At 43.8% G+C, this 23,156-nt stretch carries 18 protein-coding genes; 4 read left to right on the forward strand and 14 right to left on the reverse strand.

What is annotated here, in order from left to right; all coding sequences use genetic code 11:
• Positions 1-14: 14 nt before the first annotated feature.
• Genes phnG through phnC form a run of 5 tightly spaced genes read right to left on the reverse strand, consistent with a single transcriptional unit; the run spans position 15 to position 3,909 of the window.
• A complete protein-coding gene (gene phnG / locus AB4405_RS14185) occupies positions 15-461 on the reverse strand; it encodes a phosphonate C-P lyase system protein PhnG (RefSeq protein ID WP_372061447.1) in 447 nt (148 codons plus the stop codon).
• Positions 462-1,157 carry a phosphonate metabolism transcriptional regulator PhnF gene (phnF, locus tag AB4405_RS14190; protein ID WP_102468871.1) on the reverse strand — a complete coding sequence of 232 codons (696 nt, stop codon included), beginning with the start codon at positions 1,155-1,157 and terminating at the stop codon, positions 462-464.
• Between the two features lie 54 nt (positions 1,158-1,211).
• Entirely contained in the window at positions 1,212-1,991 is a 780-nt protein-coding gene (gene phnE / locus AB4405_RS14195) for a phosphonate ABC transporter, permease protein PhnE (RefSeq protein ID WP_372061474.1), read from the reverse strand.
• Between the two features lie 58 nt (positions 1,992-2,049).
• Positions 2,050-3,063 carry a phosphonate ABC transporter substrate-binding protein gene (phnD, locus tag AB4405_RS14200; protein ID WP_372061448.1) on the reverse strand — a complete coding sequence of 338 codons (1,014 nt, stop codon included), beginning with the start codon at positions 3,061-3,063 and terminating at the stop codon, positions 2,050-2,052.
• A 33-nt stretch (positions 3,064-3,096) separates the two neighbouring features.
• The gene (gene phnC, locus AB4405_RS14205) at positions 3,097-3,909 is read right to left on the reverse strand and encodes a phosphonate ABC transporter ATP-binding protein (protein ID WP_372061449.1); all 813 of its coding nucleotides are present in this window, start codon (positions 3,907-3,909) and stop codon (positions 3,097-3,099) included.
• A 298-nt stretch (positions 3,910-4,207) separates the two neighbouring features.
• Between phnC and AB4405_RS14210 the strand changes: the two genes are divergently transcribed.
• Complete coding sequence (locus tag AB4405_RS14210; protein WP_372061450.1) at positions 4,208-5,128, forward strand: DUF368 domain-containing protein; 921 nt, start codon at positions 4,208-4,210, stop codon at positions 5,126-5,128.
• Positions 5,129-5,210: 82 nt separating this feature from the next.
• Here the strand turns inward: AB4405_RS14210 and AB4405_RS14215 are convergent, their stop codons facing one another.
• The gene (locus AB4405_RS14215) at positions 5,211-6,293 is read right to left on the reverse strand and encodes a sulfate ABC transporter permease (protein ID WP_372061451.1); all 1,083 of its coding nucleotides are present in this window, start codon (positions 6,291-6,293) and stop codon (positions 5,211-5,213) included.
• A gap of 2 nt (positions 6,294-6,295) precedes the next feature.
• Positions 6,296-6,784: a hypothetical protein gene (locus tag AB4405_RS14220; protein ID WP_372061452.1), complete on the reverse strand. Its 489-nt coding sequence runs from the start codon at positions 6,782-6,784 to the stop codon at positions 6,296-6,298.
• A 91-nt stretch (positions 6,785-6,875) separates the two neighbouring features.
• Between AB4405_RS14220 and AB4405_RS14225 the strand changes: the two genes are divergently transcribed.
• Entirely contained in the window at positions 6,876-9,683 is a 2,808-nt protein-coding gene (locus AB4405_RS14225; RefSeq protein WP_372061453.1) for an ATP-binding protein, read from the forward strand.
• Positions 9,684-9,776: 93 nt separating this feature from the next.
• Positions 9,777-10,481, forward strand: coding sequence for a DUF445 family protein (locus tag AB4405_RS14230; protein WP_102468864.1), 705 nt, complete (start codon positions 9,777-9,779; stop codon positions 10,479-10,481).
• Positions 10,482-10,914: 433 nt separating this feature from the next.
• On the opposite strand, the gene yegD is transcribed toward AB4405_RS14230, so the two are convergent.
• From yegD to lpdA, 3 genes are all read right to left on the reverse strand, one after another.
• The gene (yegD, locus tag AB4405_RS14235) at positions 10,915-12,267 is read right to left on the reverse strand and encodes a molecular chaperone (protein WP_372061455.1); all 1,353 of its coding nucleotides are present in this window, start codon (positions 12,265-12,267) and stop codon (positions 10,915-10,917) included.
• 262 nt (positions 12,268-12,529) lie between these two features.
• Positions 12,530-13,330, reverse strand: coding sequence for an acyl-CoA thioesterase II (locus AB4405_RS14240; RefSeq protein WP_102468862.1), 801 nt, complete (start codon positions 13,328-13,330; stop codon positions 12,530-12,532).
• A 180-nt stretch (positions 13,331-13,510) separates the two neighbouring features.
• A complete protein-coding gene (gene lpdA / locus AB4405_RS14245) occupies positions 13,511-14,959 on the reverse strand; it encodes a dihydrolipoyl dehydrogenase (RefSeq protein ID WP_372061457.1) in 1,449 nt (482 codons plus the stop codon).
• Between the two features lie 222 nt (positions 14,960-15,181).
• Here lpdA and AB4405_RS14250 point away from each other — a divergent pair, with 222 nt between their 5' ends.
• Positions 15,182-15,538, forward strand: a complete 357-nt coding sequence (locus AB4405_RS14250) for a hypothetical protein (RefSeq protein WP_372061458.1) — start codon at positions 15,182-15,184, stop codon at positions 15,536-15,538.
• 188 nt (positions 15,539-15,726) lie between these two features.
• Here the strand turns inward: AB4405_RS14250 and AB4405_RS14255 are convergent, their stop codons facing one another.
• The 4 genes from AB4405_RS14255 to AB4405_RS14270 all read right to left on the reverse strand — a co-directional run bounded on the left by AB4405_RS14255 (position 15,727) and on the right by AB4405_RS14270 (position 22,078).
• The gene (locus AB4405_RS14255; RefSeq protein WP_372061460.1) at positions 15,727-17,400 is read right to left on the reverse strand and encodes a DUF342 domain-containing protein; all 1,674 of its coding nucleotides are present in this window, start codon (positions 17,398-17,400) and stop codon (positions 15,727-15,729) included.
• A gap of 322 nt (positions 17,401-17,722) precedes the next feature.
• Complete coding sequence (locus AB4405_RS14260; RefSeq protein WP_372061461.1) at positions 17,723-19,813, reverse strand: GNAT family N-acetyltransferase; 2,091 nt, start codon at positions 19,811-19,813, stop codon at positions 17,723-17,725.
• 69 nt (positions 19,814-19,882) lie between these two features.
• The gene (locus tag AB4405_RS14265) at positions 19,883-20,854 is read right to left on the reverse strand and encodes a ParB/RepB/Spo0J family partition protein (protein ID WP_372061462.1); all 972 of its coding nucleotides are present in this window, start codon (positions 20,852-20,854) and stop codon (positions 19,883-19,885) included.
• Between the two features lie 6 nt (positions 20,855-20,860).
• On the reverse strand, positions 20,861-22,078 hold the full coding sequence (locus tag AB4405_RS14270; RefSeq protein ID WP_372061463.1) for a ParA family protein: 1,218 nt from the start codon (positions 22,076-22,078) through the stop codon (positions 20,861-20,863).
• Positions 22,079-23,156: the final 1,078 nt, after the last annotated feature.

The following is a 23,156-nucleotide window of genomic DNA, read 5'->3' on the forward strand; positions in this document are numbered from 1 at the left end:
TTCTTTCCCGCTGATTAGTCTTCCCCGCGAACTAAAGTAAAAAAGTCCACTTTCGTCGCCGCAACTTCAGCGGCTTTTAATTGATCTCGCTCTTGCTTTATTGCCGCCAACGGTTCAATGATGCGAGTCAACAACGATGTTTGATTCGATGATATTTGTAATAACCCATCCAGCACGGCAGCCAGTTCAGCATGTGCCTTATTGCGTCCGCGAATGTAGCTGTAACCCAACTCACCACTTGGCAGTTTTATCACTGCTCTGGTAATAGTGGCGTCACCCATATTGAACTCACGCCCAGTACCGCCCATCCTTGCTCGAATTTGTGTCAGCCCGATTTCAGGTTGACGTACCATTTGATAGTCCGTATCAATACTGGCGTCTTTCCAATGCTGCTGTAGCTCTTCAAATTGACTTTGTGCTAATACAGACATCCACTTTGATCTTTCGGTCACCGCCGTCATTTAATGCTCCATTATTATTTCTGTGGCATCAGAACGGCTGTTCGAGCTTGAAAACTCGGCAACAATGTTCGTGCCTTTAATGACATTTTTCGTTTTAATTTTTAGGATTGGCGTCGTACTTGGAATCTGTAGTAAACGACAATCTTCATTGGTCGGTGCTCGTGCACCCACACTGGTTTCTTTTCGTGTCAGCTCAACACCCAAGCCACGTTTTATGAACTCGTGCAATGAACCACTCTTGAAGTTTTTTAATACCGTCCACCACTCTCGGTTGGCGAGGTAATGGTCAATCACCGTGCGTGGCATGTTTTCCGTTTTTCGCAGGGTTCGAATGTGCACAATGCGCTGCCCCTCTTCTATGCCTAGGCTTGCCGCAATCTTTAATGGTGCGGACATCACTCGCGATACCATGACCTCACAGCGAGGCTGTGCCCCTTGCTCTATGAGGTTTTTGGTAAAATGGGCCCCAGAGTGAATGCGGTATTCATTTGGCTGCCTAACCACCATATTGCCTTTGCCTTGATGGCGTTGAATCATGCCGGTGTTCACCAATTCATCGACAGCGCGACGCAAGGTATGGCGATTAACATCAAATCGCTGCGCCAGCCTTGATTCCGGGGGCAGGTAATCACCAGGGGCAAAATTGGCCTTCACTTCCTTTTCAAGCACTGAGGCAATATCCAAATACACAGGCATGTTTTCCCTTATTACTTATCTAGACATGTTTAGGTAAATAGACTGACGAGCGGTCTAGATGAATTTTTTACGAATAATCTGAGAAACAAAATCGATGATGCTGACCGTGACAATCACAATAGACATAATGGCGGCCGTCTGTTGCAGCTGAAACCCTGAGATAGATTGCCAAAGCAAGACTCCAATCCCCCCCGCACCGACCATCCCAACAACAGTGGCAGAACGAATATTGGACTCCAAACGATACAAGGAGTAAGAGATCCAAAGTGGCAATACTTGGGGAATGACGCCATAGAGAATCACTTCAAATTGGTTGGCACCCGTCGCTTTCACGCCTTCCATCGGGCCGGGCTCTATTGCCTCAATCGCCTCAGCAAAAAGCTTGGCAAGGACACCCGTCGTATGGATAAATAACGCCATCACACCAGCAAAAGGACCCAACCCCACAACGACGACAAACAACATGGCAAATACCATTTCGTTAATTGCACGTAGGCAATCCATCAGGCGACGAATGGGAAAGCTGACCCAAGTCGGCATTAAGTTTTCAGCGCTCAGGATGCCGAATGGAATGGCCAACAGTACCGACAGTACCGTTCCCCAAATGCCCACTTGAATCGTGACAATCATTTCATTGAGATAGAGGTGACTTTCACTAAAATCAGCAGGGAAAAAGTCATTAAGAAGTTGAACCATGTTTTCTGGGTGTTCAAAAAAAAGCGCAGGGGCCATTTCAGCGCCGTTCCATGCCCATACCAGAACAAGCAACATCACAACGCCAATGATGCTGTTCTTGATTGATAGTTTATTTTCTGGGTTATAACCGGTTGTCATTGTGTTCATTTTATTTGCTCTGAGAGAGCGCTGCCCACGGACAGCGCGGTGCTGTCCATTAGCCTTTAAGGGCATCCATTTGCTGCTGCAACGTCTCTATCTCTGCGGTCAGCTTCTTCACTCGTTTATTTTTTTCTTCCGTATCTAGGCGAGTATTGTTCTTTGCCTCTACTAGCTCTTTATAGGCCTCAAGTTGACGGATTGGCAGCAATTGATTGTTGTCCGTTTCCGAAAAACCAGACCATGACAGCTTATGTAAGTTATTGATCTCTTCTTTATTGCCATCTTTGCCATAGTTGATAAAGAACGCTTTAGCTTTCGCTTTCATCTCTTCCGGTAAGGCTTTACGGTAGGTCACGACGTCGGATGGAATGAGCACTGATTGCCAGACCACTTTGATCTTGGCATAGCTGTCTGGGCTGTTTTGCTGTAAACGAAGCAAGTTCATGCTGTTGTTCGTGGCAACATCCACTCGCTTGTTAGCCACCGCCATTAGGTTTGCGCCATGACTTGCGGCAACCGAACGTTTAAAGTCATTCGACGACACGTTGTTCTGTGCAAAAGCATAATAGTTAGGCACTAAAAAGCCGGAGGTAGAGTTAGGATCACCATTACCTAGATTCAGCTCCGAGCGCTGCTCAATCACATCTTCAAGGGTATTAATGTCACTATTGTCTTTGTTCGTGACCAGTAAACTGTAATAGCCTTCTTGGCCTTCTAAATCGATATAGCGAGCAAATATTTCCGCATCCGCACGATCAACAGCTTCAATCGCAGACTTATTGCCGTAGTAAGCAAAATCCACTTTTCCGAATCGTTGCCCTTGAATAATGCCCGCGTAGTCTGGCGCAAAATAGGCTTTCACTGGTACGCCAAGCTCTTCGCTGAGATCTTGCAGTAAAGGCTCCCAACGCTGGCTTAGGTTTTGCTGAGCGTCGGTGGCGATGATGCCAAAGTTAATCTGTTTAGGCATATCCTGCGCAAAGGTCGCCATGGCCGAAGACGACATAGCCAAGGCAAAGGCTGACAACGTAAGTGATTTTTTAAATCCTGATTGCATCGAACGAAACATGTTCATTTTCCCAATGATAATAAATGACAAAAATTAAAACGAAGGAGCCAGTAGGCTTGAGGGACACGGCGATGGTTCTTCCGTCGTTGATCTTGCACGATAAAGCCCCTCAATTTGTGATGAACTGAGGCTTGAGCTTGCTCCTTGATAGAAGACCTCACCGTCCTTCAGCGCGACAATTTCCGAGCAATACTTGAGCGCATGATCCACTTGATGAAGCGTCACAATGATTGGAATGCCTTCCTTTTGATTGATATCTTGTAGCAATTCCATGACGATACGGGACGACTCCGGATCCAGTGATGCTATCGGCTCATCCGCAAAAATAATCTCCGCTTGTTGCATCAACGCTCGGGCAATAGCCACACGCTGCTGCTGACCACCAGATAAATGGCTAACACGCTGCGACGCAAATGACGCCATACCAACACGGTCTAACGCATCTAAGGCTTGTTGTTTTTGCTCTTGAGTAAACATTCCCGTTAATGTGCGCCACTTCGGTGTCGCACTCATGGCACCAATCAATACATTGGTCATGACAGATAGACGATTCACGAGGTTAAATTGTTGGAAGATGTAACCCGCTTTCGCACGACATGCGCGAACGGATTTGTCGGCCTTGCCTTGTGACTGAACAGTGCGCCCTTGCACCTGAATCTTTGATTGAGCGTTATTGTCACCAATAATAAGCCCACTTAGATGTCGAAGCAGTGTCGACTTCCCAGAGCCAGATGGCCCTAATAATGCCGTCATGTTTGGGTTCGTGATGGTTAAGTTAATATCTTTTAGCGCTTTATTGTCGCCAAAGGTCTTATTCACCTGCTTCACTTCAATGATGTTGTTCATCTCAATCGTCCCTATTCGGTTTAGGAACACTTTGACGACCTAATATGAACATTGCGTGTCGGCAATATGTCAAAACCGTCACAAACCCGGACCAAGCGCCACTTGTCTAGACAAGATTAACAATCTGATATAAAAGCGTTTTTACTGCCATAAAGACAGATTTACCACAACCTATCTAGGCGGAAGATTCACAATTGTTTGACGTACCTAATGATATTAAATTTCGATCACTCTCTAGGTGCATACAAACACGCATCCATATATACTTTGCGACAACTTTTCTAACCTAAAAGATAATATGAACTATTTGACGACCTTTCTAAAAGGAATGGCAATGGGCGCGGCTGACGTGGTCCCTGGCGTTTCAGGCGGCACCGTTGCCTTTATTACTGGTATTTACGACATGCTGTTAGAAAGCATTCGACGGGTGAATCCAAGCCTATTTGGCATCTGGCGACGTGACGGCTTTAAAGCCGCGTTTAATCATATCAATGGGTTCTTTTTAATTGCTTTGTTTGGCGGTATTTTGACGTCAATCCTAACGCTAGCGAAATTCATTTCTTGGGCACTAGAAACGCACCCTGTTCCAGTGTGGTCGTTCTTCTTCGGTCTAATTTTAGTGTCGGTTTATCACATGCTAAAACAAGTCGAACAAAGAACGTTATCCCGTTTCTTGTGTCTTGTGCTTGGTGTTGTTTTTGCTTATACCATTACGGTTTTACAGCCATTACAGATGGATCCAACACACTTAAATATTTTCCTTGCTGGCATGATTGCAATCTGTGCGATGATTCTTCCTGGTATCTCTGGCAGCTTTATTCTTCTTATTCTAGGCATGTACGGCCCAGTACTTGGCGCAGTAAAGGGGCTACAACTTGATATTATGGCGTTGTTTGCTTTCGGTTGTCTGATCGGACTGCTAAGCTTCTCACACGTGCTCTCTTGGCTACTAAAACGTTTCCGCGACTTCGCATTGGTTTTCTTAACCGGTTTAATGCTAGGTACACTACCGAAGCTTTGGCCTTGGAAAGAAACCATTTCTTGGAGAACGAACTCTTCAGGCGAGCAGGTTCCACTTATTCAAGAAAACCTATCACCCTTCAACTTTGAGTTAGTGACGGGTCACCCTTCTCAGCTGGCGATTGCTATCGTGATGATGCTGATAGGCATTGGCTTGGTATTGGGACTAGAAAAAGTTGGTGAGCGTGGTGAGAAATAATCTTACGTAGCGCTAGAATTATGAAAGCCCCGACAGTGTCGGGGCTTTTTTACATCAAATTCTAGCTAACACGTGTAGCGTCTTAGAAAACAAAATTCAGCATAACCGTATACAAATTGGCATCAGTGTCTGGGCTAGGGTTATCCACAAACGCACCATTTCCGCCATTGTAGGTATTGAAATATTGCCACTCGGTGTTTAGTGAAACGTTATAAAGCAGGTCATAGCGCAGACCCAACGTTGTGCTAGCACCCGTCTTATCATTATCCCCATCAAAATCCTGCCCATAGACTACGTACGGCGTAAAGTCAGATATTTTATAAGCCGCGCTACCGTACCATGCCATCGATAAATCATTTTTCTGACCTTCAGCGGTTAATTTGAGGTTTCCTAAGTCATATTCTCCTCCCAGAGAATAAAGCTTAATATTTTGATCAGGCGATGTTGACTCAACGTATGGGATAGTGCCGAAGCCAGGGACAACCAAGTTTTTAATTTTTGCCGTTTGGTCAAAATTTGAATCTAAATAAGCAAAATTCAACCGATAGTTTTCGCCTGTCAGTTGGACATTTGCACCCCACATGTTCTTAGTTTCAAATTCCAATGTCGTCGTGTCGTTAAAGTCGACTTCATTGTTGTCTTTAAAGCCCACAAACGGTGTCAATGAGAGCTGAGTTTCGTCCGAAACATTATAATTCCACGTCACACTCGCTCCGTTAAAAGCGGTCACTCCTAAGATACTGTTATAGACCTCTTCTGGGGGCCTCGCGGTCGTGTAGGCTTGTCCAACATAATAATATTCAGAAGCAAGAAAAACAGGTAAACGCAAACGTCCGCCTCGAATCTCAAAATCACCTATGGAGTACCCTAAGTAAGCCCATTCTAACTGAGGCTCACTCCAATTATCCTGTGGGCGCTTAACGACCTGTACCGAGGCTTTAAATGCCTCTCTATAATAATCAAGTTGAATACCAAACGTCGTGTCGCAGTCAAAGCAGTTTTCATCAGTGATATTTCGATTCACCATTAAAGGCGTTTCATTATCAGATTTAGTCCAAGAAGTAGAACCAAAGCCACTGATCGAAAAATTATCCGTAATATCGATGGCTGCAAATGATGGGACACTCATCACGGATAGTGTCAATACAAGAAGTTTATTATTCATGGTTATTTCTCCTTACTAACGACGTATAGAATTTTGGCTTCTTGAGGCAAAGCATCAATAGGTGCATACCCAATTCTATTCGGCTTTTCTTGTAACCAATGAATAAGCGAGTTTACCGACGCGTCTCCAATTTCCTTCGGTGGTCTGGCTTTTCCTGAAAATGACAAACTTGCCCAGTAGGCATTCATTTGCGCGACATCCTTCCCTAATAGATACTCATAAAATTCAGAACGTTCCGAGGAGCTTTCCGGCCAATCAGAGATTTCTATACGTTGTCCTTGTAAGGATTTAGCTTTCCCTCTGTACACCATTCTCGCTTTACTTCGCGTCAATACTTCGAAGTCAGCATCAAGTGTAAACACCGCATATTCATTCGCGGCAAACGCTCGGCTATCGGAAGACAAAAATATCATCAAAGCTAGCCCGACTGCTGTTAACCCACTCAGCAGCTGCTGTTTAATATTTCCATACTTATTATCAACTTGTTCCATTTCATTACACTCTTACGGATTCCTATCCTAGACTACTCATAGATTAGTTCAGAGCCTTTGATGTTCAAGAATATTATCAAGGATTAGTGATATGGCTTTATTAAATAAGACGTCGATCAAAAGTAGAATAATTATCCTAGCGATTTTACCGCTGATCGTCATTTTAGTATTGTCATCATGGGAAGCACTTAGAGCGAAACGTGATTTGCAACAAATGTCGATTTTATCCGCGGAAGTGAAGGCATTAAGTTACATCTCAAACTACAGCGCGATTGTTCACAGCTCACGGCTAGAAAAACTACAACATACCTTTGAAGACAACAAAACCATCATCTATGGCAAGCTAAATGAATGTTTAGACAAGCTACAGGGCGTTTTATCAACGGCTTACTATCTTGATGATACCTCCACGGTTGAAAACGCATTAAACGAGTTACGTGAAGCGCAAGGTGAACTTGGCGCGATGTCAACCATCGAGGAGGTGGAAGATTGGAACATTTGGACGGTAGATCTGATTCAACAGCTTTTATCCCAATTGGAAGGCGTCAAGGTAGATACTGGGTCTATCATCCTCGAATCCCACCTCAATGCGTTATTCACATTGGAATGGATTCGGCTGTGGGCGACAGAAGAAAACTGGATCATCCATACTGACATCTACTTAGGTCACGACGACCATCATGACGAAGAACATTCAGCATCGGTGCAGCTGACCTCCTTGTTTGAGCGCCAGCAATACCTCATTGACCGCTTTCTCAATATCAACGCTGATGCCTCACAAGTCAGCTTGCTTCTAAGAACCTTCTCGGACGAATCATTTGTCGATAGCATTCTATTTCGAGATCGAGTCCTTGATGAATCCAGAGAAGCGCTAACCGTACAAGAGATCACTTCCGGTGTAGCGGCACTGGATAAACGACTCACACTTATTCAGCAAGCCACCACAGAAATTAATGCACAGTTGTCCAACGACATGGAGCAAAGCATCCTACAACTTGAGCAACGGATGTGGACAACCATTCTTGTCGCAGTGCTGATCATGGCCGTGCTTTTTATATTAAGTATTAATATCACAAGAAGAATTATATTCTTTTTGAACAACACGTTAGAGACATTTGAGAATCTAGACAAACACGATACACCAGATATTAAGGCGTCGACAGAAGGCCACGATGAGTTTAGTCACTTTGGTGAGAAAATGAATAAGCTTATTGCAGAGCGACGTGAGAATGAACAACGAATGATCGCAGCTAAAAACGAAGCAGAACGGGCCAATGTGGCCAAAAGCTCCTTTCTCGCCAACATGTCACACGAAATAAGAACGCCTTTAAATGGCATAATCGGTATGTCTGGTATCTTGTCAGATTCCACGCTAAACCCCATTCAACGTGACTACTTAAACACCATCGAGACGTCTTCTCAAACCTTACTTATTTTGATCAATGATATCTTGGATATTTCTAAGATCGAATCTGGCAACTTGTTGATCTCTTTACACAGTTCGAATCTAAGAGAGATCGTTTACGATACCGTCGCAATCGTACTTTCTAAAGCACAAGAAAAATCATTGGATCTCCATGTTGAATTTTCATCCAACTTTCCACATTTGTTGCTTATTGACGATCATCGGTTACGTCAAATTTTAATGAATCTCATGTCCAATGCGGTCAAGTTTACTCAAACCGGATTTGTTAAAATTAAGGTCAGTATTGAGCAAATTGACGAGGAACAATGCCAGATTCTATTTGCCATACAAGATACCGGAATCGGTATTGATAAAGATAAACAAGACGCCATCTTTAAGCCATTCACACAAGAAGACAGCTCCGTGACGCGACAGTTCGGTGGTACAGGCTTAGGGTTAGCGATTTCGTCTCAGCTTGTTGAATTGATGGGCGGAAAAATCGCTATTGAGTCAGAAAAAGGGGCCGGCAGCACTTTTCATTTTGAGATAAAAGCCACCATCGCAAAATTCAATCCCCCCATAGTTAACTCATTGATGGCGCGTCACTTTTGTATTATTGATAATGGACAGACGATTGCTGATCAGCTCACTGATGAGATGGGACATTATTCATTACCATTGTCCCATCGATTTTCCTCTACGGAAAACATGATGCAACATGCCATAGGTGAAACGACGATTCTGTATTGTGTATCCGCCTCAATCGATGGTTCAAACGAACTAGCAAACATTGCAAAAACACATCCCCAGTGCCCACTGATATTAGTTCAGCGACAATCCATTCCAGTTGGTGACTATGAAGCCGTATTGTCTGGCCTTGTCACTTTCCCATTACTTGGTGCACGCTTAATTGATACATTAATGAATGCCGCGATGCAGCATGCCAGTTTAAAAAATAGGACTGCGCTGCACGATGCTTTGCCGCCAACTGACCAAAACCCCGCAATGAAGGTCATGCACCACAACCGCGACAAAACGATGTCAACGGATGAAAGCCAATCATGCGAGCTCACCGGTGATAGCGGTGCACTCTCCATACTATTAGTAGAAGATAATGCAGTGAATCAGAAGGTAGCGTCGCTGCTGCTCAAAAAATCCGGATATCACGTTGATATCGCCAATAATGGGCAAGAAGCACTTGATTATCTTTGTGATTCAAAAAACCGTTATCACACTGTTCTAATGGACTGCATGATGCCCGTTAAGGACGGTTTTACCGCTTCAAAAGAGTTTAGGGCTTACGAACAGCAGTATAATCAAGGTCGGACCCCAATCATTACACTAACTGCAAGCGTCCTTGACGAAGACATTCGACGTTGCAGCGAAAGCGGCATGGACGACTATGTCTCTAAGCCATTTAATAAGTCCGTACTCCTTGAGAAAATTAAAAACATTAGAGAATTATCAGAGCCGCTACCCCGTCATTCACTATAATCTTGCTTGAAAGGCGAGAAGTTACTTTTTATCCTCGCCTTTTTTTCCTAAAATCCTTACTTCTATTTCCCATTCATCGATAGTAGTAAAACTATGAACAAAAGCATGATCACCAACCTTATCGCTTTAGGGTTATTGGGTGCAGGCTACCAGCTTAACAACGATATTCTTCTCTATGCGGGTTTATTTGCCTTTTCAGGCGCGGTCACAAACTGGCTAGCCATTCACATGTTATTTGAAAAAATACCAGGTATTTATGGCTCAGGTGTCATTCCAGCACGCTTTGAAGACTTCAAAGTGGCGATTAAGAATTTAATGATGGAGCAATTTTTTACCGACAATAATATTGATAAATTTCTTAAACAAGAAGTCGGGACAGGTCTCACACTTGACCTTGAGCCTGTGATTGAAAAAGTGGACTTCAACCCAACGTTTGATTCGCTGGTGGACGTCATAGAAAACTCACAGTTTGGCGGTATGCTGGCGATGTTTGGTGGCACAGAAGCATTACAACCACTTAAAGCACCCTTTGTCGAAAAAATGAAAGCAGAAATGGCATCGATTGCACAAAGCGATTCCGTAAAACAAGCCCTCGTTGAGCAGTTCGAATCCCCTTCGATGATGGATGAAGTAAAAGGCAATATCGACTCCATCATTGAACAGCGCCTGAATGAGCTAACACCTCAAATGGTCAAAGAAATCATACAAAACCTAATTAAACAACACCTAGGCTGGCTTGTTGTCTGGGGGGGTATTTTTGGTGGCTTGATTGGGATCATTTCATCGCTAGTGATGTGACGGCATGCTCGCACTAAGCGCTTAAAAAAAGCCAACCACAACAAAAGCGTGATTGGCTTATAATAGTGTGAACAATAGTCATTCACTAACAACGTCAGTTGGCTAGGTGACTCTCGGCTTAAGAGAGTCGCTTTCATTCTATGCGCATAACAAGAACCGCCGCAAGCACGCCATTACATTCACCACCACTATATATTCAACTATTGGATCTATGTCACATTCCTCTAATGTCTGAAAAATCATATAATTACATCTTCTTCGCATCACACTTATAAAATACTCAACCTCTTTTTAGCCATATGCTGTAAGGCTAATACGTTACAAGTCATCAGATAATTCCGACACTCGAATTGATTATTAAACGATAACCCACTCAATACAAACCATAAGCCTTGCGAATGTTTGGTGCCAAGAACCGCCAGCCAACACTGTCTTACTTGAAACAAATGTCAGCCCAGCGAGCCAAACCAGCGGTTACTGAACCAAAGTAATTGCCTGCGACGAGCGGTGTATTAGGGAGTATGTCATTGACCGCTTGGCGCAAAACAGATGAACGGGCTGAACCTCCCGTCATAAAGACAACATCCGGTTGTATTCCAGCTTGATTGACCGCTTCCTTCACCAGTTCTTTTATTTTTTGTTTCGGATTATCAATCGCACTTTCCATTTCGTCTCGAGAGATAGTTACACCGACTTGCTCGGAAATAAGCTGGATAAGCGCCTGATATTGATTAGCGTCGCCCAGTGCTATTTTTGCTTTCTCCGCCTCTCGTATTACCGCATAACCTAACGTGTCTTGATGCAGTTTAACCAAGCGAGTCACTTTATCTGGTTCTCTCGCTTCTTTAGCCAACATCTTCAGCTCTTTCAGGTTATCGTGCGCGTAAAACTTCCTTTGTGCTTGTACGTCATTAATCGCAATTGGATTCCAAAATTGGGTCACCGGGATATCTAACCCAGAATGGCGCTTGGTTCCCATGCCAAATTCATTCATGAGGCGACGAAATGCAATATAGATATCAAGATCGTTGCCACCGACTCGTTGGCCGGTATGCGCAATCAATGAGTCGCTTCTGTCCGCTTTTCCCGCCCACGTTGGTCCCATCTTAATAAATGAGCAATCGGTTGTACCACCGCCAATATCCACCACCAATACGTGTTTGTCTTCGAGTAATGTCGCTTCATAATCCAATCCAGCCGCAACAGGCTCTAGTTGAAACTCCACATCTTTGAACCCAGCTCGATTTGCTGCACGACGTAATATTCCCTCGGCTTGGCGATTAGAAGCATCACCGCCTCTTCCAAGAAAGTTAACAGGACGTCCGATGACGGTTTGGGTGGTTTCACGTCCTAGATGAAGCTCTGCTTTATGTTTCACGTTTGCCATCATCGCACATACAAGGTCTTCGAAAAAAGACAGCTGCATGTCGCGTAGCCCGATGGTGCCGAGAAATGACTTAGGTGATTTAATGTAATAAACATCTTTTGGATCTTCTAAATATAAATCAAGGGCTTGATGGCCAAATAAAACATCTGAAGATGTGACTTCAATGCCTTCTTCACGATTAATTTTAAGGGCGCGACGAAGCACCATCTCCCCAATGTCATTAGAAGGGCGAATATTTAAGGTGCGAAATAGGTGCTCTGATACTGACTCTGCTGTCGGCGCACAAAGTGTTGAGGGGATATAGTATTCATCGCCCACTAAAGGTATCTGATTTACCGAACCATTGACAATGTGTGCAACGGAACAGTTCGCAGTTCCATAGTCAAAACCGATAGCCATAAATATTTACCTCTAAATTATCAAATAGGAAATAACACGATATATGTCGTTTTTACACGAGGGGAAGTGTCGATATGAAAATAGGTCGGCAAGGATACCAACCTTGACCTGAACTTCAATAGAATAAAGTCGATAGCGATAAACGGGTCAAGGCGTATTTAGAGTTCGCCTGTCATTAGGGGGCAAGACGGAAAAATCAGGCTCGTTTACACTGTAAACCTAAGAAAATTCGCCTAGGCGATTCCCTGTCTCGTGCAACAAATTAATCAAATATCGCGATGCTTTGACGACTAATCGCAACCAGTTGCCCAACATTATTCCATACATTCGCCTCAGCGTGAGCATAACCTTGTGCGGCTTGGCGAGTATGCGATTGATAAGCAAACCAGTCTTCGACGCCAACAGGCTCATGAGGATGTATAAATTCTAGGTTCCACATCATGGTGCTCGCCGGAGCGGGCTGTGACATCATTTGTAGGACACCCGGAGGCCATGCGTCCACCAAACATATGAGGTGTGCGTCGGTAATAACGGATGGAGCCTGCTTAAAGCGCATCCAGCCATAGGAATGTGAATCTTTACTTGCAGTAAACGGTAAGTGCCCACGAGCCAATGCGAGATCAATATGAGCGGTGTAGTTTGGTGCGCCTTTCGCTACGTCGGGAAAACGTGGTAACTCATCAGGGCTAGGCATGATGTGATTGTTGGAGTTTTCAACTCGGATCTTTGAATCTCTCTCAAACCCGAAACACGCTTGCTGAAACACGACAACTTGATCGTTCTGGATCAGGCGTGCGCTGAGTTGAGACACGCTTTTTCCTTCTCTTAATACTTCCACTTGAAAGTGAAAGGGTACATCAACCAACAAAGGCCCAACAAAATTGGTATTGAGTGTTCGAAGCTCTCGCTCAGTGTTCAATTTAGACTGCATTGCGGTATATAGCAGCGCGGCGGACACCCCACCAAACACAGTACGTCCCTGTCCCCATGAAGAAGGAATCGACATCTCGCCCTCTTCTTGGAAACGCTGTCTTGCTATTTTTAGCAACTCGTCAAAATGCATACCATCACCACATGTTAATACCTTGTTATACAAAACAATAACTGGTCTGACTAGGTTACGCAAATGTTACAATCGCGATATGTTAGCAAGTTCAAAGTCTCACGACTTCACCGCTTTGTTTTTAGAAATCGATGATGCCGGAAGGATAACCGATTCACAAATAGCCTCTTCTTTTAAGTATCATCGTTTTCTAGGTGGGAGCATGTCCGTCATTGTTCCCTCGACCAATTCAGCAGCAAATGCGAAGGTTTCAGATAACGTGGGATGAGCATGAACAGCATGAGCGATATCGCAAGCTTTTGTCCCCATAGTTAAACCTATCACGGCCTCATGAATAAGCTCTCCTGCGTTATCCCCGCAAATACTTGCGCCAAGTAACGCACCATCTTGTTTATCAAATAAGGCCTTGGTGACACCATTTGTCGCATTGACGCTTTGCGCACGACCACTCACTAACCAAGGGATCTTTCCAACGGTATACTCAACACCTTGTGCTTTTGCCGCCTTTTCAGTCAATCCAACCCATGCTAATTCTGGTGAGGTATAAGCGACCGATGGTATTGATACCTCCTTTTGCGACACGCAGAGTCCAGCAGCAGACTCTGCAGCAATTTTACCTTCATGCGTTGCCTTATGTGCGAGCATTGGACCCGCGACAACATCCCCTATTGCGTATACCCCTGACGAAGATGTTTCCATATGACTATCAACTGGGATACATTGGTGCGAATCAAGTGTTATGCCAAGCCTCTCCAGACCAATATTTGCTGTATTAGGTTGACGACCAACAGCGACAAGAACAGAGTCAAACACCACTGGCTCCATGACCTTTTTTCCTTCCATGGTGACGCTTACCCCCTCCTCAATAATCGATACATCAACGACTTTAGTTTTAGTTAAAATTTGGTAGCGCTTTTTGATACTTTTCAGCAATGGTTGGAGAATGTCTTTGTCTGCCGCTGGAATGAGTTGTTCTGATGCTTCAACTATCGTGATGTTTGAACCGAGCGCTGCGTATACTTGCGCCATCTCTAGTCCAATAATACCGCCGCCAATAATCAAGAGGTTGTCAGGGATTGTTTTTAGGTCAAGTGCTGCACTCGAGTCCCATATACATGCATGCTCGGGCATCTTTGGCAACTTAACTGGAGAAGAACCGGTAGCTACAATAGCTTTTCCAAAACTTACGGTAACCGTCGAGTTAGCGCCAACCACCTCCAGACGATGCACCGCTTTGAATGTGCCCTTTCCTTGTAACCGTTTGATTCCGCGAGCGTCTGCGAGATTAGCAATACCTGTCGTGAGCGTTTTAACCGTTTTAACTTTGTGATTTCTCAACGTTTCGATATCGACCTGAATCTGACCAAAGGAAATCCCCATCTCTTGCGCATGATTGGCCGCCGTTATCAACGAGGTCGCATGAAGCAGTGTTTTTGACGGGATGCAGCCTTCATTGACACAAACGCCACCAAGCGTAGCAGCGCTTTCAATTAAACCGACCGAAAGCCCTAGGTCAGCCGCTCTAAAAGCCGCAGTGTAGCCCCCAGGACCGCCACCAATTACGGCAATATCTACATGGATGGTGTCTTTGGTATCAATGGCTTCTGTTCCTTGGCAATTTTCTGACATCAACTATCTCCTACTCATTCAGTAAAGCAATCACTAAGATACAACCAATAGAATCCGAGTGGTCACTCATTGCGTTATCAGCAGTATAAGCGTTCTAAATGTCTGAGTAGTGTCAATTTTTCTTAGATAGTGACCTCAGGTTGGTTCAATATATTATTTATGTAACTGAGCTGATAGTATCCTTGTCCATTCTCTGCCACCACCGTGAACAGTACTTTTACTATGGTCAAAAGACTCTCCTTAGCGTTGATGACATTATCGCTCTCTGCTTGTTCGTCACATCAAATGAGCCAACTAGGTTTACGCTCTTCCCCTGTTGATACCTACCCAAACAATATGAACTCGGTCGAGCTTTGTGAAGTAGCCAATGGATACCGATTGTCGAACCAAACAAGCGTCTCTGTTGACTCTGAAGTGTGGCGCAGAGGACTGTCCAACGAACAATGCGATAGCATCGTCAAAGAATTGTACTTAAGCCGATTTGTACGCTCGCTTTCTAACACGAAGGAGACCACGCAACCAAACGACACAACGCCGCCAACACCGACCCCGCTGCCTGCAGAGCCAGTTACTCAATAGCTGATTGATATAAAGATAAAAATATGCGGTGCCAATAGGTAGGAAGTTTACGTGCAGAAAAGCGATGAATGAACCGTTAATAAAGACTAATTAACCACATAGTTGTCGATTAAAATACGAACCACTCAGTCCGAGTAGTCGATAGGCAGGCTTAGTATCCCTTTGGTACCAAGCCTGAGTGAGTAGCATCACACAGCAACATCTTCTTCTTTTAACTTGGGGACAAAACTCAACACATTGTTTTTCAGTTGGAAAACCGCTGGCCCATGAGTATTTTTGGTTGTGAGTTTCTCCCCTCCAATCGACACAGTCACTCGAGTGTGTGTTTGTACTAGGGACTCAACCGTACTGGTTTCTAATTTAGCAAACAGCTCTTCTTCAATTGCTGCTTTCTTTTCGTTTAGCTTATCAATAGCCTCGGTGTTGGTACTATTAAGTGCTTCTAATTCTTGATTTTCATCGTCGCTTCGTGCCGACTTAGGGATTTTCTTAAGTTCAATCTCCCTTCGAATCGCCATCATTTTATGTTCTTGCAATGCCGTATAGTCGTCCTGCAGTTGCTCTAATTCAGAGATATATTTTTTATGGTTAGAAAACGCGTTAATGTAGGTGGCGGTATCACCCTCAACGCCAAGGTGGTTACATACGACTTTACCGCCAACATCAGCCAAGCCACCGCTCAACGTCCCTTGCTTTCTATTTGCACTCTGGACGATGAGGTCGCCAGCACATCGCATATCATTGTTTAAGCTATGAACCGCTAACTTGATGTCTTCATCTGCTGTAAGATTGGCAAACTGAGCATAATTCGCCACGATATCGCCACCGGACTGGATTAGACACGTTTTACTTTCGCCATCATCGACATTGTGACCAATAATGCCTTTAGCAATAATGACATCTCCTTTTGCGTCTAACTTAGCAGATTCAACAAACCCACCCACCGTAATGGAACCCGTAGCGGAAATTTCCATTTGCGCCTCGACATTACCAGACACAACGACACTGCCCTCAAAGCGAATATGCCCAGTTGAGATATCGACCTTTGCTAAGCATAGCGCTTCATCGACATCAATCCCGCTTGTTTTAATGATTGGCATCCCAGAAATATCAGAAATTAAAATATTTGGATCTTCAGCAGAGAGCTTCGTCCCTTTCCCTGGTTTTAAAGGGGTATCGTTTACGGCTTTGGGCGGAATAATGGCACCAGTAACGGTATAGCCATTCTGGCCACTAATAGCGGGGATACGCTTCATTATCTTCTCACCAACCCCTACTGTAACCATCTGCCCAAGATCTCGCATATCAACCTTGTCAGACTCGCCTCGGGTTTGTGGTTTGAGGACTCGCGCTTTAGGATCGTCAATAAGAGCGATGAACTCACTGTTTCGACCTTCTATCGGACGCTTGCCAACGGCAACAGGCTGGACGTAACTTTTACCTGGCTCTAATTGGCGGCTCAACAGCAGAACCTTTTTAAGCGCTAATTTATTAATACCTTTTATAACTTGGGAGTCAGCTAACGTTTTGATTACCTCAGCACCCGTTAATGGCAATCCTCCATAAGCACCTTCTACTGTCATTCGTGCGATCATATCTTGCTCGCAGAGTGACACGCTCACTGACGCGTCTTTCGTGTACGCTATTTTGATACCCTGAAAGGCTTCTTTCTTAGCAAGCTGTGCACAGCTAATAAATTGATTAACGGCAGAATCATCAAGGAATAAATGCTTCGCTTCCATATCCGAGAGTGCATTCTCAAGAAGAAGCTTCTCAAGGCTGAGTCCCTGCTCGTATTCTTGCGGCAACATCGCCACAACAGAGTTTTTATCGCTAGTTTGTTGGAGAACACTTTTCCACATGATTGGTGTAACGTCCTTATTTACTGCTCACGCTTTTAAAACAAAGTGTGATCGCGCTTCAACGAATATATATTTATCTTAGTGTAGTCTCAATCTTGAGACTACAGAGAATTCATAAAACTAGGTCTGCGGTCACGTTGTTGTACTTGATTTATTTGATGTCAAAGGGTCGATTCAAATTCTATCATACGGAAATGGTTTGTTGACGTGATGAACGGATGTGCATGAGGAGGCTAATTTACACTGTAAACAATCAAAGAGTAGATTCAATTTACAGTGTAAAAGCATACTTTAGCCTTTTACACTGTAAATCAGACATTCTTCACAAAGGCAATTTACACTGTAAACGTTGGATATAAGATAGTAGGTCTTTCCTGAATGCTGCCTCAGCCTGTTTCTTGCCAGCAAAACCCGCGTTCGCACAGCAATCTTTCCACGTCCAATGCAGTAGTGCTACACCAATCACAACCTTACTATCAACCATGATGCCATTTTCAACCAAACGCTGTAGAAAAGGCAATAAACCCCATCGGCAGGATTCTAACGCATTTCCACCTTTAGCGTACAACTCAAGCAACGGCGTAGTTGGAAGCGCCACTGACGACGAATAGGTTTGACTAAAAAGAGCCCACGCCAATGAAGGTTCGAGACTGCGATTGGATGAAGTGAACTGGACAGGCAAACTTAACGATAAGTTATCACGACCTAGTTGCGTCCATGACGATGCACACTGACGGATCGGCTTTACCAAACCAAGACTATACGTACCACTAGACTTATCTTTCGATGCGCCTAAGCGAACAGGAGCGTAATTATTTTCAACCCAAAACCGCAACAGTGGTTTTGTAAGACCGAAAGAAGTGGCAAGGTAATCAACCGACTCCGGCAAGAACTGCGTCAAACGCGCTAACATCTCGCTTCCTACCCCCTGCGATTGAAGCATAGGATGAACAGCAATCCTCATAATACGAGCGCAACGCTGGAGGCCTGGCTCAATTAGTCCAAGATGATTACTCAAATCACAAGGGATAAGATGCCCTTTAGGTCGAGCGCGCCCCAACATAATGTCATCGACCAGTTCCTTAGAGAGTCCGCCTTCACTATGGAGCAACACGCTACCAACGACGTTTTCATTTAGCACCATGACATACAGGCTAACGCTTTCATCATTAAGTAGCAGCATTAAGTCATTAGGAGAGGTTTGATAATGCGCGTTAACAAGCAACGAAAACGCTTGTTTCAAATGCGGACTATTACGTAACGCGTGTTTATCTTTGAAGGTATGAAACTGCCACACTGATGAAGACACGGATTCTATCGTTATATCGGGTGTTATTGATGCCATTTCACAATCGAGCAAAAATGTGTCCGCACACCACGCCTCAAGCGGATCGCGTACAACCCAACGAATAGGTTGCTTCATCTGATATTGCTTCATACCAGGGCGATACTCTTGCAGCCAAGGAATAAACTTCAAGCTGAAGCCCCTACCACACCCCTCGTAACCATGCTCAGTGCTAGCAAAAACAACACGGTGATAGTGTTCAATAATCAATTTAAGCATTGGAACCGGTATGGCGGCGGCTTCATCAACCAAAAGCAAATCACAATCAGGCAACTGTTCCAATAGGTCATCAGGAGAAATGAAGGCCAATACAGAATGGTTATCTGCGCAAATGGTCCCGTTCCCGACATTAGCATCACCCTGAATTGTTGAAGATTGGGCGTGTTCGAAAATAGGTAACACCGCATTTTTACTTGGCGCGGTAACTAAAATGCGCTTGTTGGGCTCACATAATATTTTTTTAGCCGCTAAACCGAGAGCGCTACTCTTCCCACGCCCGCGATCTGCAGTCAACACTAATGGACGCTTTCTATGCCCGGTCAACACTTTTTCAACCAATAAGATTGCCGAATGTTGCTCAACAAAACGCGTGTTTGCATCTTCAAAGGTCAAGGCTTCATAGCGGCGATGCCAATCAGCATCGTTGATAAAACTAGCGTCAGACTGCTTCAGCAAAGGTAACTTCAAGATGTGATTTTTGATCCAGGGTTGCAGTTGATTGAGGTCGCTGCAGATGAACACCAAAACCCCTCCACCGATGACACTTCCAACTGCGGCATTGAAACTATTGGCGTCAAAGTTATCGTTAAGGTCCACAACCAAGAGGTGATTTTCACGCCCAAGAAGCTGACGTCCTTGGTGACTAGAATAATAGTTTGTTCCACTTAGGGGAACGCCGCCCAACTGACAACGAGCATCAATGGCAACACTCGTCATCAATTGATTAATCTGGGTTTGAGCCCAAGAGGTAGAACCCTCAAATACAACAACACCACGAGCGAAACGTTGTTTCGCGGCGTTAATAAGTGAACAGAGAGATTGAGAAAGACTTGATTCAATGTGAGACATAGTTATGTAATTCAAATGAGGCTATGTCTATACTAGCAAAAAAGTACCCCGCTTGAGCGGGGTATTTTATCAATGCAATTTTGACTTAATAAACGCCAATATTTCATCCATCGTTTGGTCATCGATTTTTTTAAGATTAAGCGCCAAATTTGGCCCCTTACGGCTATAAGATGCTCTTCCCTTCACCAAATCAGTTTTGCTAACTTTCGCTCGTTTTGGCGGGACCAGTTCATGCATCCAGTGCTCTAATGTTTCAGACACATCTTTCGTTATTCGCGCGACGCCATGTGCTGAACTTTGTTGCCATACATAACCGTCTGACCCTCGACAGCGTCCAATCAAGGTCAATTGATTTTCATCACCCAGCTCATTAAATTGCTTGTGCAGTTTCACAATGGTAGGTCGACCAAGATCACTAACATTCGGGTAAGCTTGAAGTAATTCAAGAGGCAAATCAGCCGCCTTTAATGCACCACTGACAAGTGCTTCGCTGCACTGAAACATTTTTGCCAGTGCTTTTTGGTCGTCTGCTTCACCGCTATCCAGTTTCGCTTGCATCTCCTTGCCCTTCTCGTAAAGAGACAAAGGCTTATGTGCGTTCGCGACGTCAGAAAGAAACTTAGCGTGATTACCATTGATATTATTAGCGACATAAATCAGGAACTCTTGATTAGCAATGATGCACGACATTCGACGTCGGCTGCCATCAAGCACTTCGATACTTCCGTCTTCTTGACGGCGACCTACCGCTGGGTACTGTTGCCCTTTATCGCGTAACGTAGCAAGCACGTCTGACAAGGCATGTTCATTAAGAAACGACTGCTCACGTGCATTTTCTTGAAAAACAAAAGTAGAAGATTCAATCTTATCGGCTGGAATTCGAATAAGTTCGAATGAAACCAGATCTTCTCCGGCAACTGCAAGTTCAATGACTTGCGCTTGTTCTTTTGCGGCAGTCTGAGCTTCCTGAGGTGTTGAGGCTCGGCGTTTATTTGCCTTACCAAATAATTTTGCATTCAGATCAGAAGTTTTAATCGCCATGTTCTATTACCCTTGATTCAATGAAGCCCAGTTACTATGTAATACTCTTTCTAATTCTAGTGCACTTTTTTGCACGGCATCTTGAGCGGTTGCCAAGGTTTTCTTCCCCCCCTCAAAATCAGAGGCGGTCAAGTCAAACACAGTACTGTAAGTGTCTGCACAGGTTTCAAAGGCTCGACTTCTTGGAATTGTCGCCATCATGACCTGATCGCCCAACAAATAATTCATCTCTGTGAGAACCGATACTTGTTTTTTATTGTCATCTTCAAAAATGGTCGGCATTAATCGAACGAACTCTAAGCCCTTCCAATCTTCAGGAAACATCTCATAAACCGTTGGCAAATGTTGAAAGAAATTAACCGTAGATGCCCAGTCTAAACGTTTCGCCGCACATGGAATAAGCAGCGCATTAGACGCGTACATTGCGTTCCATACCAACGGATCGACGTGCGGACCGGTATCGATCATAATGACATCAAAGTCATCAGCAATTTTATCAATTAACTGCTCTTTAAGAAGCTTCACAATATCAAGAGATTGATTTTGTGATAGGTCTTGCCACGCTTCAGCATTAAACATGGCATCTTCGGGGAATGCCGAAATGGTTTTTAAATTTGGATACTGGGTTGGCAGCAGAACATTTTTACGTAAAAATTCGATATCGATATCGGTATCTTCAGGTACATTTTCCAGCATGATATCGACGGCAGAATAAATATTGTCATGCTCAGAGGAGCTAATTTGAGGATTTAAGAAAAGCCTAAGCGACCCCTGTGGATCCAAATCAATAAGACAAATACGATAACGCTTTTCTAAATTCAATGCTAAGCAGGCAGCCAGATGCACTGCGCTCATCGATTTTCCTGTACCACCCTTTTGATTCTGAACATTAATAACCCAAGGCTTATTTTCTTGGCTATTTTTTCGTTCATGGAATTTAGGGACGGCAGCCGCATCCATTAACATATGGGCTTCTTGCAACGAAATCGAATAATGGTTGGCATTATTCTTAGTAAATTGATGGCCACTTGCCTCCAGTTTACCAATCGCATCATCGAGTTTTCGACGGGTCAAACCAGAACGAGTTTCCATCATCGCTTTAGACATTGGAGGAAAATGTTCGTCGCTGCGCTCTTCTAACACAAGTTCGATACGGTCTGCCTGCACTTGTTGAGTCAGTTCAGCCAGTCGGTAAAGATTATCTATCGTTTGCTCTCTTTTCATACCTAAGTCCGGTCAAGTAATCCAAATTAAATTACGTACAGCAATATCCTACATTTTCATAAAAAAGCTGTCTATACATTTAATGTCATTCCTTACACTTATTTCGGTTCTGTATTGTCAATTTGTGATATTGGGCTATTCCTTGAACGAAAATTCTCTGTAGATTTTGTCACAATCTGCAAAATCATAAAAGTGTTACGGCGTCACCAATTTACAATGTAAACATACATTATATCGGAACGATTACAAAAGAGCGCTAAACTACGGCGAGTGATATTTGGAAAATAACCAATATGAATCCATAGACTAATCCACGCCACAAGATAACGAATAGAGAATTTAAGGACTTTTACCCGAGGACTTTCATTAGCCAGTAACTAATCTAAATAACAGCAAGGAAGACTATGTAGGAAACATGATCAAGGTAAGCCGCAACATAGAAGTATGAAAGTCGTCACTTCAGACGCATGATCAAGGAAAAAAAACGGGCCTCTCAGTAAAACCAGAGTATTAGATTATGATCTAAACATTGGAAGAATGATCAAGTGATATTCTTGACCGGAAGCATGTTAACATTCAACTAAACTACGGTAGATGCTCGGTTGAATAAGGGCTTTGAGTGAACATTGCTCATGCAGAACGGCAATTGAAATACATTAGTCGCACTTTTACTAGCATGATCATCGTTCCGTTACATTACTGGCAAGACGGTCCCCCATCACTTTCTCGTCCAAATGAACGTCATAAACTGAATTGCATTGTAAAATGATTAAAAACCCACCAAAGATGCTATCTTTATTTGATAAGCCTCATCATCTTGATCATGCTTCCATGTGTTTTTTACGATATCTATAGGACAAAGAACCGTATTTCAAATAAAGATCTGAACAAGTTGTGGATAACTTCATTTTCCCTCTTGATCATGCCTCCCGGTTGTAATGATCATGCTTTCCTTTTTATCATGATCATAGATTCACTTTGTAATGATCATGCTTTCAAATAATAATGATCATCGTTTCGGTGGGCTCCTGATCATGCTTCCATCAAGGCTAAAATATAAACCTACAATAACAATGAC

The organism is Vibrio sp. 10N.261.51.F12 (assembly GCF_041471725.1).
In the GTDB taxonomy this organism is placed as follows: domain Bacteria; phylum Pseudomonadota; class Gammaproteobacteria; order Enterobacterales; family Vibrionaceae; genus Vibrio.